Consider the following 15,585-nt stretch of genomic DNA (forward strand, 5'->3'; position numbering starts at 1 on the left):
CACCTCAGCCGGTGTTGCGCATGCCGGCCGCGATGCCGTTGACCGTGGTGAGCAGGGCCCGCTCCAGGGCAGTGCCGTCGCTGGGTGCGCGCCGGCCGCCCGGTGCGGTGGCCACCGCCCGTCCGGCCGCCCCGGAGTCGCGGTACTGCCGCAGCAGCGCCACCTGAAGGTGGTGCAACGGCTCCAGGTAGGTGTCGCGTACGGCGAGGGTGCGTTGCAGCACCGGGGAATTTTCCAGCAGATCCGGTGAGTCGGTGACCGCGAGCACCTCGCGCCGGGTCAGCTCGTACTCCTGCTCGATCTTGTCGAAGATCGGGTGCAGCTTCTTCGGGACCAGGGTCTCCACGTAACGGCGGGCGATGCCGAGGTCGGTCTTGGTCAGCATCATCTCCACGTTGGACAGGAACGTGCGGAAGAAGTGCCAGTTGCGGTGCATCTCGGCAAGCACGTCGGAAAGCCCGGCCTCCCGGGCGGCGGCCAGACCGGAGCCGACCCCGAACCAGCCGGGCACGATCTGCCGGGTCTGGGTCCAGCCGAACACCCACGGGATGGCCCGCAGCCCGGACAGCCCGGCACCGGTGTTCGGCCGCTTCGCCGGCCGGGAGCCGATGTTCAGCGCACCGAGCAGCTCCGTCGGGGTGGAAGCCCAGAAGTACGCGGGCAGGTCCGGATCCTCCACCAGCGAGCGGTACGACCGGTACGCCGACTCGGAGACCACGTCCATCGCCGCGTCCCAGCGTTCCAGCATCTCGGCGGGCTGCCGGGGCCCGGTGTGCAGCAGGGTCGCCTGGAGCACGGCGGCCACGCTCAGTTCCAGGTTCTCCCGGGCCAACGCGGGCAGGGTGTACTTGTCGGAGATGACCTCACCCTGCTCGGTCACCTTGATCGCGCCGTCCAGGGTGCCGTACGGCTGGGCCAGGATCGCGTCGTGCGTGGGGCCACCGCCGCGCCCGACCGTGCCGCCGCGGCCGTGGAAGAGCCGCAGGTGCACCCCGTGCCGGGCGGCCACGTCGCGCAGTGCGCGCTGGGCCCGGTGGATGGACCACTGGCTGGTGGTGATGCCGGCCTCCTTGTTGGAGTCGGAGTAGCCCAGCATCACCTCCTGCACGTCACCTCGGGCCGCCACCAGCGCCCGGTACGCCGGCAGCGACAGCAGCTCGTCGAGCAGTTCGCCGCCGGAGTTCAGCTCGGCCGGGGTCTCCAGCAGCGGCACGATGCCGATCCGGGCCCGGCCGCTGTGCACGTCGACCAGGCCGGCCTCGCGGGCGAGCACCACCGCGGCGAGCACGTCGTCCACGCCGAGGGTCATCGAGATGATGTACGACTCGATCACCTCGGAGCCGAACCGGTCCTGCGCCTCACGAATGGTGCTGAACACGTCGAAGGTCTTGCGGGCCGACTCACTCAGCGGGGTGTCCGCCGTCGACAACGGCCGGCGGCCGGTCAGCTCGTCGGCGAGCAGCTTGGTGCGCTCCAACCGGCTCAGCGACGGGTAGTCCTCGACCTCACCCACCGCCGCGTACAGCTGGGTGAGCACCTCGTGGTGCTTCTCGGCGTGCTCGCGGACGTCCATGGTCGCCAGGTGCAGGCCGAACGCGGAGACGGTACGGATGGTCGAGGCGAGCCGGCCGACGGCGGTGAGCTGACCGGAGTTGCGGGCCAGCGAGGCGCGCAGCAGATCCAGGTCGGCGATCAGCTCGGCTGAACCACGGTAGTCCCGCCCCGGCACGTGCGGGGTGCCCTGGCGCAGTCGGGCCCGGGTGTTGGCGAGCTTGGCGCGTACGCAGCGAGCCTTCAGCCGGTACGGCTCCTCGGCGTTGACCCGGCGGAACCGGGGCGCCACCTCGGGCAGCGCGTCGAGGTCGGCGGCGAGGCTGGCGGACAGGTCGAGTGACACCCCGCGCAGTCGGCGGGAGACCGACACCTCGCTGATCAACTCTTCCATCGCCGCTTCGGTGGCGGTCAGGCCGTGCTCGTGCTGAATGGCCAGCACCTCGCGGGTCACCGTGGGGGTGACGAACGGATTGCCGTCCCGGTCACCGCCGATCCAGGTGCCGAAGGTCAGCGGCCGGGCCGTCGGCGAGGTCTCCACGCCGAGCGTACGAAGCGTCTCGGCGAGGTCGTCGAGCACTTGCGGAGCCGCCTCGGCGTACAGGTCACGCAGGTAGTAGATGGCGTTGCGTGCCTCGTCGGTCGGGTCCGGCCGATCGAGCCGCAGCTCGTCGGTCTGCCACATCAGGTCGAGCAGCTCGGCCAGCCGCCGGTTCGCCGGACCCTCGTCGCTGGCGCCGTAGAGAATCGCGTTGGCCGTCTCGGCGTCCAGCTCGTCGGCGATCGCGCGCAGCTTCGACAGGATCGACCGGCGGGCCGCCTCGGTCGGGTGGGCGGTGAAGACCGGACGTACCGCCAACCGGCGGGCCACCGAGGCGATCTCCTCGGCCGGCACCCCGCGCTCGGCGATCATCTTGGCCGCCTGGTCCAGCCAGCCGCCCTGGACGGCGCGGCGGCGGCGCAGGTCCCGGGCCCGGTGCACCTGTTCGGTGATGTTGGCCAGGTGGAAGTAGGTGGAGAAGGCACGGGCCAGCTTGGTGCCGGTGGTCACATCGAGCCCGCCGAGCCGCCGGGCGGCGGCCGGGGCGTCGGTGCGGACCTGGGCGCGGATCTCCTCCACGAGGTCGAGCAGCGGGCGCCCCTCCTGCCGGGCCAGGGTCTGCCCGAGCAACGTGCCCAACCTGCGGATGTCGGCGCGCAGGGCGGCGTCGGGGCCGTCGTGATCGTGCTGGTCGGTCACCATGCGCTCCTCACGTCAAGTACGAAGGACAGCGCTGTCCGACTCCCCCGATCGTATCCACGTGAACCCGGCTGAAAGGAGGGGCCCCAGGTTGTCGCCTTCATCATGTTCCGGGGACGTTGACGGTGGCGACCGGATGTGAGGCTTGTCGTTCCGAGGCGTGCCGGCGCAGTCGCCCACCGTACCCAGGACCGAAAATCGCTGGTGGCGGGCGATAGCTTCAGCCCGTGACAGCGTTGCGCTACCCCCCGAAACCCCGCCCGGGCGACCGGGTGGCGGTCGTCTCACCCGCCGCCGGCCTGCCGGGTCTCTTCCCCCACGTGTACGAATTGGGGCTGCGCCGGCTACGCGAGGAGTACGGCCTGGAGCCGGTCGAGTACCCGACCACCCGGATCATGGGTGCCGACCCGCGCGACCGCGCCCGGGACCTGACCGCTGCCTTCGCCGATCCGACGATCACCGCCGTGCTGGCCACCGTCGGCGGGGACGATCTGATCACCGTGACGCCGCATCTGGACGACGAGGTGCTGCGGGCCAACCCGAAGCCCTACTTCGGGTACTCCGACAACACCAACCTGCTCAACCACCTGCACCGGCTGGGCATCGTCAGCTACCACGGCGGGTCGGTGCTGGTGCATCTCGGCCGCCCCGGCGCGCTGCACCCGCTGACCGCAGACTCGCTGCGCGCGGCGCTGTTCGGCAGCGACTGGTACGACCTGACTCCGGCGCCCGAGTGGGGCGACGAGCCGAACGACTGGCACGATTCCGGATCCCTCGCGGACGAGCCGGTGATGTTCCCCGGCACGGGCTGGCGTTGGCAGGGCCCGGCGACCGTGGTCGAGGGGCGTACCTGGGGTGGCAACCTGGAGGTGCTGCACTGGCTGCTCGCCGCCGACCGGGTCGCTCCGGCGGCCACGCTTGCCGGTTCGGTCTTCCTGATGGAGACCTCGGAGGAACTGCCGCCGGCCGTGGAGGTCTACCGGATGCTGCGTAACCTCGGTGAGCGCGGCCTGCTCGGTGGCTTCCCCGCCGCGCTTGTCGGTCGGGCCAAGGCGTGGGAGTTCGGCCGCCGGCTCACCCCGGCCGAGAAGCAGACGTACGCCGGGGAGCAGCGGGCCGCCGTCAGCCGGGCCTTCGCCGAGTACGCCCCCGAGGCGGTCCTGGTCTTCGACGTCGACTTCGGTCACACCGACCCGCAACTGATCATCCCGTACGGCGGCGAGGCCCGGGTGGACGCGGTCCAGCGGCGCATCTCGGTGCGCTACTGACGGCCCAGCCAGCCACCGAGGCGCGACATCCACCCGACATGCGGGATGTCGCGGTATCCGCGCCGACGGAAGCCGCGATATCCCGTATCCGGAGTTGACCTTGCCTCTCGGTCCACGACGCCCCTCAGCCCACGACGCCCCTCAGCCCACGGCGGCGAAGGCGCGGACGGGGAAGGTGCCCATGCCGGCCACCCTCGGTGGGGTGGCGGTGAACCGGAAGCCGTCCGGCGGGACGGCGTCCAGCCCGGTCAGGTGCTCCACGATCGGGATGCCGGCGGCCAGCAGGAGGCTGTGCGCGGGCCGCTCACCGCCCGCCGCCGGACCCATGTCGTCAATGTTGATCGAGTCGATGCCGACCAGGGCGGCCCCCGCGTCCACCAGCGCCTTCGCGCCGTCACCGGTCAGGTGGGGTGCCTCCGGAGCACCGTACCCGGCGGTGCCGAAGTGCGTGTCCCAGCCGGTGTGCAGCAGCACCGCCTTGCCGGCGACGTCGTACGGTGCCAGCAGCAGACGGTCCACCGCGCGGGTGCCGGCGGGCAGCCTTACGACGAGTCCGGGCAGGTCGGCGAGACGATCCAGCGGGAAGCCGGACAGGTCGGCACCATCGGCGTACCGGTGGGCGGGGGTGTCCAGGTAGGTGCCGGTGTTGGCGATCATGTCGATCCGGGCCACGTGGAACTCGGTGCCCGACGCGTAGTGCTTCCGCGAAGCCTCGCGGGTGAGCCACTCGGTGATCCGCGGTGCCGGCCAGCCGGGCAGGGTGGTCATCCCATCGGTGACCAGGTGACTCAGCTCGATCAGCCGCCGCCCGGTGGCGCCACCCGGGGCGCCCCCGACGGCGCGACCGCCCTTGTGCGGTTCCTCGATGACCGTCTTGTTGGTGATCCGTACGTCGGACACCATCAGCAGGCCGAGATGCCGGACGAACAGCGCCGCCAGGTCGACGTCGTCGATCCGGTCGCCCTGGATGTCCAGCCGGAACCCCTCGGTGGTCAGGCCGCCGCCGTTGGCGAAGGCGACCTCGGCGTCGAACTGCACTCGATACTCCCCGTTCATCCGGGCAGCCGACCACAGCCGGGTACCGGCGTCAATCCCGATTGGTGCCGAAACCCGCTGCGCCAGCCTCGTGGACGACGTGACGGTGAGCCCGTCTGCGCAGCCAGCTCGACAGGGGCCCGCGAAGCAACGTCGCACCGGCCACGGCCACCGTGCTCGCCCGGGCAGCGATGGCCCTGGGTGGCGGTGATTCGTCGGCCCGGAGAGATAGTGTCAATCGGTAACGACCCCCCCGTCCGGTCCGGACGCGGGGTGATCGTCGTGTCCCCACCTCGGAAGTGATCATGACTGCGCTCACCGGACTGTTCGCCGCTGCCCTGGCCGACCCGGGCCTGGCCCGCGTCCGTGACCTGGCGCGCTCCGGTGCGGCCCAGGTCGACGGGCTCGACCTGACCGCCCCGCCGGCGCTGCGCCCGTTCGCGGTCGCCGCGGTCGCGGCGGATCCCGACGACCGGGCCGGCGGTGCGGGGCGGCCGGTGCTGGCGGTCACCGCCACCAGCCGCGAGGCCGAGGACCTCGTCGCCGCGCTGGGCAGCCTGCTGCCGCCCGACCAGGTGGCGATCTTCCCGAGCTGGGAGACGCTGCCGCACGAGCGGCTCTCCCCGCGCTCCGACACGGTCGGTCGGCGGCTGGCCGTGCTGCGTCGGCTCGCGCATCCGGACTCGGCGGACGCGCACGGGCGCACCGGTCCGCTGCGGGTGGTGGTGGCCCCCGTCCGCTCGGTGCTGCAACCGCAGCTCAAGGGGCTCGGAGACCTGGAACCGGTCCGGTTGGCTGCCGGCGACGAGGCCGACCTGGAGCAGGTCGCCCGCAGGCTGACCGACATGGCGTACGCCCGCGTCGACCTGGTCACCAAGCGGGGCGAGTTCGCCGTGCGCGGCGGCATCCTCGACGTCTTCCCGCCCACCGACGAGCACCCGTCCCGGGTCGAGTTCTGGGGCGACGAGGTGGAGGAGATCCGCACCTTCGCCGTCGCCGACCAGCGCACCATCGAGCAGATCGCCCAGCTCTGGGCACCGCCCTGTCGGGAACTGCTGCTCACCCCCGACATCCGGGAGCGGGCCGCCACGCTCGCGCAGCACCACCCGGAGCTGGCTGAGATCCTGGACAAGCTGGCCGGTGGGATCCCCGTGGAGGGAATGGAGTCCCTGGCACCGGCGCTGATCGGCAACGACTCGATGGAGCTGCTGCTGGACTGCATGCCGGCCGGCACCCACGTATTGCTCTGCGACCCGGAGCGGATCCGCACCCGGGCGCACGACCTGGTGCGTACCTCGGAGGAGTTTCTCCAGGCCAGCTGGGCCGCGGCCGCCGTCGGTGGCCAGGCCCCGGTCGACCTGGGCGCCGCCGCCTTCCACACCCTCGCCGACGTACGCGCACACGCCGCGACCCTGCGTCAGCCCTGGTGGACGCTGTCCCCGTTCGGCCTGGCCGAGCCGGCCGGTCCGGCCGCCACCCGGCAACCGTGGGAGGACGAGCCGGAGACGGTCGACGTCACTCCAGACGACGCCATCGCGGTGGCGCTGACCGCCCAGCCCGCACCGCTCTACCACGGCGAGACCGCCCGGGTGGTCGACGACCTGAAGCGGTGGGCCGGCGAGGGCTGGTCGATCGCGCTTGTCTTCGAGGGCCACGGTCCCGCCCAGCGGGCCGTCGAGGTGCTGCGCGACGGCGGTCTCGGTGCCCGGATGACCGAGGAGGTGCCGGCCGCGCCCGCCCCGGGTGAGCTGCTTGTCACCTGTGGCAGCCTGACCGGCGGCTTCGTCGACGAGGCGGCCCGGTTCGTGCTGCTCACCGGCAACGACGTCACCGGTGGTCGGGGCGTGTCCACCCGGGACATGCGGAAGATGCCGAGCCGGCGGCGCAACACCATCGACCCGCTGGAGCTGCGCGCCGGTGACCACGTGGTGCACGAGCAGCACGGCATCGGCCGGTACGTCGAACTGGTGCAGCGCACCGTAAACGGTGCCTCCCGCGAGTACCTCGTCATCGAGTACGCCCCGAGCAAGCGTGGCCAACCCGGTGACCGGCTCTTCGTCCCCACCGACCAGCTCGACCAGTTGAGCCGCTACGTCGGCGGCGAGCAACCGACCCTGCACAAGATGGGTGGCTCGGACTGGCAGAAGTCCAAGGCCCGGGCCCGCAAGGCGGTCCGCGAGATCGCCGCCCAGCTGATCCAGCTCTACGCCGCCCGCAAGGCGTCCAAGGGGCACAACTTCGGGCCGGACACCCCGTGGCAGCGGGAGTTGGAGGACGCCTTCCCCTGGCAGGAGACGCCCGACCAGCTCGCCGCCATCGAAGAGGTCAAGCGGGACATGGAGCAGAGCATCCCGATGGACCGGCTGATCTGCGGCGACGTCGGCTACGGCAAGACCGAGATCGCGGTACGGGCGGCGTTCAAGGCGGTGCAGGACGGCAAGCAGGTCGCGGTGCTGGTGCCGACCACGCTGCTGGTGCAGCAGCACTACAACACCTTCGCCGAGCGGATGAGTCAGTTCCCGGTGACCATCCGGCAGCTGTCCCGCTTCCAGACGCCGAAGGAGGCCGAGCAGACCCTCACCATGGTCGCCGACGGCACCGCCGACATCGTCATCGGCACCCACCGGCTGCTGGCGTCGGCCACCCGGTTCAAGTCGCTCGGGCTGGTCATCGTCGACGAGGAGCAGCGCTTCGGCGTCGAACACAAGGAACACCTCAAGTCGATGCGGGCGGCGGTCGACGTGCTGAGCATGTCGGCCACCCCGATCCCGCGCACCCTGGAGATGGCGATCACCGGCATCCGGGAGATGTCTACCATCGGCACCCCGCCGGAGGAGCGGCACCCGGTGCTCACCGCCGTCGGCGCCCAGGACGACCGGCAGGTGGCCGCCGCGATCCACCGTGAGCTGCTCCGCGACGGCCAGGTCTTCTACCTGCACAACCGGGTCGAGTCGATCGAGCGGACCGCCCGCCGACTCCGGGAACTGGTGCCCGAGGCGCGGGTGGCGGTGGCGCACGGGCAGATGGGTGAGGACGCCCTGGAGAAGGTGATGGTCGGCTTCTGGGAGAAGGAGTACGACGTCCTCGTCTGCACCACCATCGTGGAGTCCGGCATCGACATCCCGAACGCCAACACGCTGATCGTGGAGCGGGCCGACCTGCTCGGCCTGGCCCAGCTGCATCAGATCCGCGGCCGGGTGGGTCGCGGCCGGGAACGGGCGTACGCGTACTTCCTCTATCCGCCGGACAAGCCGCTCACCGAGCACGCCCACGAGCGGCTGGCCACCATCGCCCAGCACACCGAGCTGGGTGCCGGCATGTACGTGGCGATGAAGGACCTGGAGATCCGGGGCGCCGGCAACCTGCTCGGCGGCGAGCAGTCCGGGCACATCGAGGGCGTCGGGTTCGACCTGTACGTGCGGATGGTCGGTGAGGCGGTGCAGGCGTTCAAGGGCGAGCGCCCCGAGGAGGAGGCCGACATCAAGATCGATCTCCCGGTGGACGCGCACCTGCCGCACGACTACGTGGCGGTGGAGCGGCTGCGTCTGGAGATGTACCGCAAGCTGGCCGAGGCCCGCGACGAGGAGCGGCTGCGGGAGGTGGCCGCCGAGATGACCGACCGGTACGGCGAGCCACCCGCGCCGGTGCAGAACCTGATCGCGGTGGCCCGGTTCCGGCTGCTGGCCCGGTCCTATGGCCTCACCGACGTCAGCCTGCAGGGCAAGCACCTCCGCTTCGGCCCGCTGCCGCTGCCGGATTCCAAGCAGTTGCGGCTCAAGCGCTACCACCCCGACTCGGTCTACAAGGCGGCCCTCGACCAGGTCAGCGTCCCCCGCCCGACCACCCGCCGGGTCGGTGGCGAGCCGCTACGCGACCAGGCCCTGCTGGACTGGTCCGCCCAACTCCTCTCCGACGTCCTCGGCGCACCCACCCTCGCCGCCTCCCCTCGCTGATCATGAAGTTGTTGTCCTGCCACGCCGAGCAGGGTGACCACAACTTCATGATCGACCGGTGGGGTGGCGGGGGCGGGGGACCTGTCAGGGGTGGGTGGGGTGGGGCATGAGAGAGTGACGGGCATGCGTGCTCGCCGTCTTGTCGCCGTCGCCAGCGTGGCGGTCGGCCTCATCGCCCTCGCCGGTTGCCGTTCCGAGCCTGGTGTCGCCGCGTACGTCGGGGACCACCGGATCACCGAGGACGCGGTCACCGAGGTCATCGAGGACGCTCAGGCGAAGAACCCGACCCCGACCGAGGCGGACGAGGTGCCGCCCGGCCAGGAGCCCCAGCTGCCCGGCCAGGAGCCTCAGCTGCCCGGGCGCAGCCAGGTGGTGAGCACCCTGGTGCTCAGCGAGGTCTGCGAGCGGATCTCCGCCGCCGAGGGCTACCGCCCGCAGAGCCAGGTCGACCCCGCGCAGGTGGCGCAGGGCATCGGCCTGAGCCCGGAGACCGGGTACGTGCGGCAGGTCGCCGAGCTGTACACCTGCCTGTCCGGGATCCCGATCGGCGCCCCGGTGGCCCCCACCGAGCAGGAGCTGGTCGACCTGGTCGAGGCGGGCAAGCGGGCCGGCGCGGTGCCACCCGAGGTGACCGTCGAGCAGGCCGCCACCCAGCTCGACGGCGAGCAGCTGCGCCAGGCCCTGGCCAACCGCAACTCCCTGCGGGAGGCCGTCGAGACGTACGACGTGACGGTCAACCCCCGGTACCGGCCGCTGGTGTTCCCGGTGCTGAGCTTCACCGGGCAGGCCATCGCGGTGGGCGTGCCGCTGGGCGAGCCGGCCTCCGACGCGGTCAACAACATCTCCACCCCGAGGCCACGGCCCGAGCCGGCCGTGCCGACCGACGGCTGACATGCCCCGGATCGTCCTGCTGGTGACCTCGCCCCGGTTGCCGGCCGGGCTGTTGACGGCAGCCGCCTGGGATGTCGTACGCGCGGCTCCGGTGCTGGCCGCCGAGGAGAGCGAGCTGACCACGGCGCTGCGGTCGGCGGGCGCCGAGGTGCGGGTGCTCGACGGACCGCCGGTGCCGGCGCTGCTGGACGCCGCGGCGGCGCAGGACACGGTGGTCTGGCTGGCCGGCCCGGCCGGGGACGAGTCGTTGGCCCGGGAGTTGGGGCTGCGCCTGGCCCGCGAGCCGGGGCTGGCGGAGTTGGAGCTGATGTACGGCTCGTGGGATCCACCGGGCGCGCGGCTGCTGGACGCCGTGGCGGTGCTCGACCGGCTGCTCTCGCCCGGCGGGGATCCGTGGAAGCGGGCGCAGACCCACCGCAGCCTGGCCGGGTTCCTGCTGGAGGAGAGCTACGAGGCGTACGACGCGATAAGCGCCGGGGACACCGACGCGCTGCGCGAGGAGTTGGGCGACGTGCTGCTCCAGGTGGTGCTGCACGCCCGGCTGGCCGAGGAGTTGCCCGAGGACGAACGCTGGAGCATCGACCACGTGGCCGGTGGGCTGGTGGACAAGATGATCCGGCGCAACCCGCACGTCTTCGCCGGTGCCGAGGCGGGCACCCTGGAGGAGATCACCGCCAACTGGGAGCGGATCAAGCAGGCGGAGAAGGCCCGTGACTCGGCGCTCGACGGCATCGCGTTGAGCCAGCCGGCGCTCGCCCTGGCGGCGAAGATCCTGGAGCGTGCCGCCCGCGTCGGCATCACCACCCCGCTGCCGCGGCCGGAGGCACAACCCGACCCCGAGTCCACCCTCGGTGCCCAGCTGCTCGCGATGGTCGCCCAGGCCCACGCGGCGGACCTCGACCCCGAAGCCGCCCTCCGCCGTACCGCCCTGGCCCACGCCCAAACCATCCGCACCACCGAGCCCGCACCCCCCACCCAGAGTCAAGTTGATCATGAGGTTGGCGGCACTGAGTCCGACATTTCGCGCCGCTAACCTCATGATCAACGGGGGCAGGGGTGGGGTGGAGGGGGCGAGGCGGGGTGGGTGGAGTGCCGGCGGGCGGGTTCGGGTGGGTGTGGTTAGGGTCGGGGGGTGGAGCGGTTTCAGGTGGTGGGGGAGCGGGTTGTCGAGGCGTTGCTGGGGAGTCGACCGACGCTGGCGGCAACCGCGGGGGACCATCGGGTTGACGACCGGCTGCCGGATTTCTCGGCCGACGCGGTCGCGGCGGACCGGGCGATGCTTGTCGACGCGGCGAGCGCGCTCGTCGAGATCGACCCCGACGATCTCGACGTCGAGGAGCGGGTCGACCACGCCCTGCTCTCCGCCCTGGTCGACCGGGAACTGTTCGAGCTGACCGAGATCCGTGGGCACGAGTGGGACCCGCTCGCGCACAACCCCGGTCCACTGCTGCACGCCCTGCTGTCTCGCCCGTACGCGCCGGTGGAGGTGCGGTTGACCGCCCTCGCCGGCCGCCTCGCCGCCGTACCGGACGCGCTGGCCACCGCGCGCGCGACGCTGCGTGACATGCCCCGGGTCCACGCCGAGACGGCGGTCGGGCAGTTCACCGGTGTGGCGGCGCTGATCCGCGACGAAGTCCCCGCGCTGCTCGCGCAGGCTCCCGCCGCCATCGACCGGATCGAGCCGGCCGCCACCGCCGCGCTGGCCGCGCTCGACGAGTTCGTCGCCTGGCTGCGCATCGGCCTGGCGGCCGACGTCGGCCCGGGCCGCGATCCCCGGCTGGGTCGGCGGCGCTGGGAGGCACGCCTGTGGCACACGCTCGACACCGAGCTGGGTGCCGCCGAGATCCAGCGCCGGGCCTGGGCGAACCTCGACCGGGTCACCGACGAGATCCGCGCGGCGGCGGTCGAGCTGGTCGGTGGTCCGGCCGACGACGAGACCGTACGCCGGGCCCTCGACCTGCTCGCCGCCGAACATCCCGACGACCACACCATCGTCGACCTGGCCTCGATCACCCTGGACGAGTCGAGTGACTTCGTCCGGGCGCACGACCTGGTGACGGTGCCGGAAGACCCGTGCGTCATCCAGGTGATGCCGCAGTTCGCCCGGGGTGTGGCGGTGGCCTACTGCGATGCGCCCGGAGGTCTGGAGACCGCCGCCGTGCCGACGTTCTACTGCATCGCGCCGACTCCCGCGGACTGGCCCGCGCGCCGGGTGGAGTCGTTCTACCGCGAGTACAACGACCACATGATTCGCAACCTCACCGTGCACGAGGCGATGCCGGGTCACTTCCTCCAGCTCGCCCACGCGCGGCGCTACGCCGGCTCCACCCGGGTACGGGCGTTGATCCGCTCCGGTCCGTTCGTCGAGGGTTGGGCGGTCTACGCCGAGGAGCTGATGGTCGGCCGCGACTTCGGTGGTCTGCCGGTGCGGTTGCAGCAGCTGAAGATGCAGCTACGGATGACCCTCAACGCGCTGCTCGACCAACTGACGCACGCCGAGGACGTGCCCGAGGCCGAGGCGATGGCGCTGCTGACCGGACGCGGCTTCCAGGAGGAGGGCGAGGCGGCGGGCAAGTGGCGCCGTGCGCTGCTGACCTCGGCGCAGCTGTCGACCTACTTCGTCGGCTACAGCGAGATGGCCGAGATCGCCGCCGCTCGGCCGCACCACGTGCCGCTGCGCGACTGGCACGACCAGATGCTCGCCCACGGCAGCCCACCGCCGCGCCACCTGCGTACCCTGCTCGACCTGTAGGCGGCGTCCCGCCAGACCCTGCCCGGCCGCCGAGTGGATCAGGTGCCCTCGGTTCGCCGGTCCACCACGTCGGCGCCCGCCGGCAGGTCGAAGGCGCCGCCGTCGACCTGATCGCGGAAGCGGCTCAGCGCCAGCTCGACCGGCTGCCCGTCGAGCTGCCCGGTGAAGCTGCCCAGCGCGCCCTCCCCGGTCACGCAGGCGGTGAAGCTCTCCGCGTTCTGACGTACGTCGACACAGGTCGCGTGGTGACCGACGACCGTGCTGCTGCGCTCGGTGATGACCGCGTCCGGATCCAACGCCGCGGCGGTCAGCCGGCCCATCACCATCGGGGGAGTGACCAGCCCCTGTAGCTCGGCCTCGGCGAAGACCACGACCGAGGGCTTGCTGTTGGGAGCCGGCGGTTCTTCCATGGTGCAGACGGGCCGGTCGCCGTCGGTGTCGCACCGGGTGGTCGCCTCGTCGGTGACGGTCAGCTTTCCGCCGGGCCAGGTGTAGCTGGACCGGGCCGGGTCCTGCGACTGGACGAACGAGGCGCTCCGCCCGCCGGGAAGCTGGTACTCCGCCGAGTAGGTCAGCTCCAGTGCCCGGTCCATCCGGGCGGCGAGATCGTTGACGATGTCGGAGCGAGCCATGGTCCGTCCGGCGTCGTCCAGGGCCTGACAGCCGGTGACGGTGAGCAACGCGATGACCGACACAGCGAGCGTACGGAGAGTGGTCGAGGCGGCGGGCATGGCGACCAGCCTTGTCGATCGGGTCCTGCTCGTGCAAACCGGTTGCCGGTTGAGGCACGAGAATCCGGGAATGTCCGACCCGTCGGGTACCGGAGCGTGGTCGTTGACCCGCCCGGTCGCCGTGCCGGAGAGCGGGGACCGATACGCTGCGTTCAACACCTGCCGCTGCCGCACCGTCGCGGCCCAAACCGGACGAGACCACACGAACGAGGAGCGACTCAGTGGCAACCATCGAGGTAATCGAGGCTCGGGAGATCCTGGACTCGCGGGGCAACCCGACGGTCGAGGTCGAGGTCGGGCTCGACGACGGCACGATCTCCCGGGCGGCGGTGCCCTCCGGCGCCTCGACCGGCGCCTTCGAGGCGATCGAGCTGCGCGACGGTGACAAGGGCCGCTACCTGGGCAAGGGAGTGGAGAAGGCGGTCGCCAACATCGAGGACCGGATCGTCGACCAGCTCATCGGCTACGAAGCCAGCGAGCAGCGGGCGATCGACCAGAAGATGCTCGACATCGACGGCACCGACAACAAGGCCGAGTTGGGCGCCAACGCGATCCTCGGGGTGTCCCTGGCGGTGGCCAAGGCCGCGGCCGGCAGCGCCGACCTGAGCCTCTTCCGCTACCTGGGTGGGCCGAACGCGCACCTGCTGCCGGTGCCGATGATGAACATCCTCAACGGTGGGGCACACGCCGACAGCAACGTCGACATCCAGGAGTTCATGATCGCGCCGATCGGCGCGCCGAGCTTCCGGGAGGCGCTGCGCTCCGGTGCCGAGGTGTACCACGCGCTCAAGTCGGTGCTGAAGAAGAAGGACCTGTCCACCGGGCTCGGCGACGAGGGCGGCTTCGCGCCGAACCTGCCGACCAACGCCGCCGCGCTGGACCTGATCGCCGAGGCGGTGGAGAAGGCCGGCTACCGGCTCGGCACCGACATCGTCTTCGCCCTCGACGTCGCCGCCACCGAGTTCTTCGCCGACGGCAGCTACACCTTCGAGGGCGCAGCCAAGAGCGCCGCGGAGATGAGCGAGTACTACACCAAGCTGGCTGACGCGTACCCGATCGTCTCCATCGAGGACCCGCTGGCCGAGGACGACTGGACCGGCTGGCAGACCCTGACCGCGGCGATCGGCGACCGGGTCCAGATCGTCGGCGACGACCTGTTCGTCACCAACCCGCAGCGCATCGCCCGGGGCATCGCCGAGAAGGCCGCGAACGCGGTGCTGGTCAAGGTGAACCAGATCGGTTCGCTCACCGAGACGCTGGACGCGGTGGACCTGGCCCACCGGGCCGGCTTCAAGTGCATGATGAGCCACCGCTCCGGCGAGACCGAGGACACCACCATCGCCGACCTGGCGGTGGCCACCGGTTGCGGCCAGATCAAGACCGGTGCGCCGGCGCGGTCGGACCGGGTCGCGAAGTACAACCAGCTCCTGCGGATCGAGGAGGAGTTGGCCGACGCGGCGCGGTACGCCGGGGCGGGCGCCTTCCCGCGCTACCGTTCCGCCTGACGGGTGCCGTACCTCGGGGGAGGGGTGTGATGCAGCAGCGCCGCACGCCAGGTGGTCAGCGTCCGGTCCGCCGCCCGGCCCGCGCCGGCCGGCCCGGCACGGCCCGCGACGGCGGTGTCCGCGCCGAATCGCGGTCCGCCGCCGGCCGGGCGCCGTCGGCCACCCGCGGTGCCGAGGGCGTACGCTCCGCCAAGCGCCCCGCAGCCGCCCGGCGTACTGCTGCCGGTGGCGCGGTGACGCGGCTGTCCGCACCCCGATCCCGAGGTCTCACCGGCCGGGCCACCGTGCTGTTCGCGGTGCTCATCGCGCTCGCCCTCGCCTACACCTATCCGGTCCGGGTCTACCTCGATCAGCAGGCCGACATCGAGCGGATGGAGGCTTCGCAGGCGGCTCAGCGGAGGCTGATCGCCGAGCTGACCACCCAGGCGGAGAAGTGGCAGGACGAGGCGTACATCGAGACCCAGGCCCGGGAGCGGTTCTTCATGCGGCGGCCCGGTGAGAAGATGCTGATCCTGCTCGACGACCCGGCCGGCGCGGCCCGCGAGGCGGGCACCGGCGACGACCCGGCGAACCCGGTCACCCCTGATCCCTGGTACGACACTCTCTGGTCCAGCGTGCGGGCCGCCGACGCCCACCAGACCGAAGACTGAGCACCGACG

Annotated in this window: 10 protein-coding genes; 7 read left to right on the forward strand and 3 right to left on the reverse strand. The window is 71.8% G+C overall.

The window, feature by feature from the left end; translation table 11 throughout:
- Positions 1–4 precede the first annotated feature (4 nt).
- Positions 5–2,791 (reverse strand): phosphoenolpyruvate carboxylase, encoded by a 2,787-nt coding sequence (gene ppc / locus AB0J93_RS13895; protein ID WP_363921620.1) that lies wholly within the window; start codon positions 2,789–2,791, stop codon positions 5–7.
- 227 nt (positions 2,792–3,018) lie between these two features.
- On the opposite strand from ppc, the gene AB0J93_RS13900 reads away from it, so the two are divergent.
- Complete coding sequence (locus tag AB0J93_RS13900) at positions 3,019–4,059, forward strand: S66 peptidase family protein (RefSeq protein ID WP_363921622.1); 1,041 nt, start codon at positions 3,019–3,021, stop codon at positions 4,057–4,059.
- A gap of 141 nt (positions 4,060–4,200) precedes the next feature.
- On the opposite strand, the gene AB0J93_RS13905 is transcribed toward AB0J93_RS13900, so the two are convergent.
- The gene (locus AB0J93_RS13905) at positions 4,201–5,115 is read right to left on the reverse strand and encodes a cyclase family protein (RefSeq protein ID WP_363921624.1); all 915 of its coding nucleotides are present in this window, start codon (positions 5,113–5,115) and stop codon (positions 4,201–4,203) included.
- Between the two features lie 284 nt (positions 5,116–5,399).
- Here AB0J93_RS13905 and mfd point away from each other — a divergent pair, with 284 nt between their 5' ends.
- From mfd to AB0J93_RS13925, 4 genes are all read left to right on the forward strand, one after another.
- Positions 5,400–9,047 carry a transcription-repair coupling factor gene (mfd, locus tag AB0J93_RS13910; protein ID WP_363921626.1) on the forward strand — a complete coding sequence of 1,216 codons (3,648 nt, stop codon included), beginning with the start codon at positions 5,400–5,402 and terminating at the stop codon, positions 9,045–9,047.
- Positions 9,048–9,170: 123 nt separating this feature from the next.
- The gene (locus AB0J93_RS13915; RefSeq protein WP_363921628.1) at positions 9,171–9,938 is read left to right on the forward strand and encodes a hypothetical protein; all 768 of its coding nucleotides are present in this window, start codon (positions 9,171–9,173) and stop codon (positions 9,936–9,938) included.
- A gap of 1 nt (position 9,939) precedes the next feature.
- Positions 9,940–10,971 carry a nucleoside triphosphate pyrophosphohydrolase gene (locus tag AB0J93_RS13920; protein WP_363921630.1) on the forward strand — a complete coding sequence of 344 codons (1,032 nt, stop codon included), beginning with the start codon at positions 9,940–9,942 and terminating at the stop codon, positions 10,969–10,971.
- A 99-nt stretch (positions 10,972–11,070) separates the two neighbouring features.
- A complete protein-coding gene (locus AB0J93_RS13925; protein ID WP_363921632.1) occupies positions 11,071–12,690 on the forward strand; it encodes a DUF885 domain-containing protein in 1,620 nt (539 codons plus the stop codon).
- A gap of 38 nt (positions 12,691–12,728) precedes the next feature.
- Here AB0J93_RS13925 and AB0J93_RS13930 read toward each other — a convergent pair whose 3' ends face one another.
- A complete protein-coding gene (locus tag AB0J93_RS13930; RefSeq protein WP_363921634.1) occupies positions 12,729–13,421 on the reverse strand; it encodes a hypothetical protein in 693 nt (230 codons plus the stop codon).
- Between the two features lie 221 nt (positions 13,422–13,642).
- On the opposite strand from AB0J93_RS13930, the gene eno reads away from it, so the two are divergent.
- Positions 13,643–14,926 carry a phosphopyruvate hydratase gene (gene eno, locus AB0J93_RS13935; RefSeq protein WP_093406354.1) on the forward strand — a complete coding sequence of 428 codons (1,284 nt, stop codon included), beginning with the start codon at positions 13,643–13,645 and terminating at the stop codon, positions 14,924–14,926.
- A 29-nt stretch (positions 14,927–14,955) separates the two neighbouring features.
- Complete coding sequence (locus AB0J93_RS13940; RefSeq protein WP_363921637.1) at positions 14,956–15,576, forward strand: septum formation initiator family protein; 621 nt, start codon at positions 14,956–14,958, stop codon at positions 15,574–15,576.
- Positions 15,577–15,585: the final 9 nt, after the last annotated feature.

It is taken from the genome of Micromonospora sp. NPDC049374, assembly GCF_040677165.1.
In the GTDB taxonomy this organism is placed as follows: domain Bacteria; phylum Actinomycetota; class Actinomycetes; order Mycobacteriales; family Micromonosporaceae; genus Micromonospora.

What these genes read in the sequence shown, in the direction of transcription:
- AB0J93_RS13940 (WP_363921637.1), top strand. Translation starts at nt 14,956, where the DNA reads ATGCAGCAGCGCCGCACGCCAGGTGGTCAGCGTCCGGTCCGCCGCCCG.
- AB0J93_RS13930 (WP_363921634.1), bottom strand. Translation starts at nt 13,421, where the DNA reads ATGCCCGCCGCCTCGACCACTCTCCGTACGCTCGCTGTGTCGGTCATC.
- AB0J93_RS13905 (WP_363921624.1), bottom strand. Translation starts at nt 5,115, where the DNA reads ATGAACGGGGAGTATCGAGTGCAGTTCGACGCCGAGGTCGCCTTCGCC.
- mfd (WP_363921626.1), top strand. Translation starts at nt 5,400, where the DNA reads ATGACTGCGCTCACCGGACTGTTCGCCGCTGCCCTGGCCGACCCGGGC.
- AB0J93_RS13915 (WP_363921628.1), top strand. Translation starts at nt 9,171, where the DNA reads ATGCGTGCTCGCCGTCTTGTCGCCGTCGCCAGCGTGGCGGTCGGCCTC.
- AB0J93_RS13920 (WP_363921630.1), top strand. Translation starts at nt 9,940, where the DNA reads ATGCCCCGGATCGTCCTGCTGGTGACCTCGCCCCGGTTGCCGGCCGGG.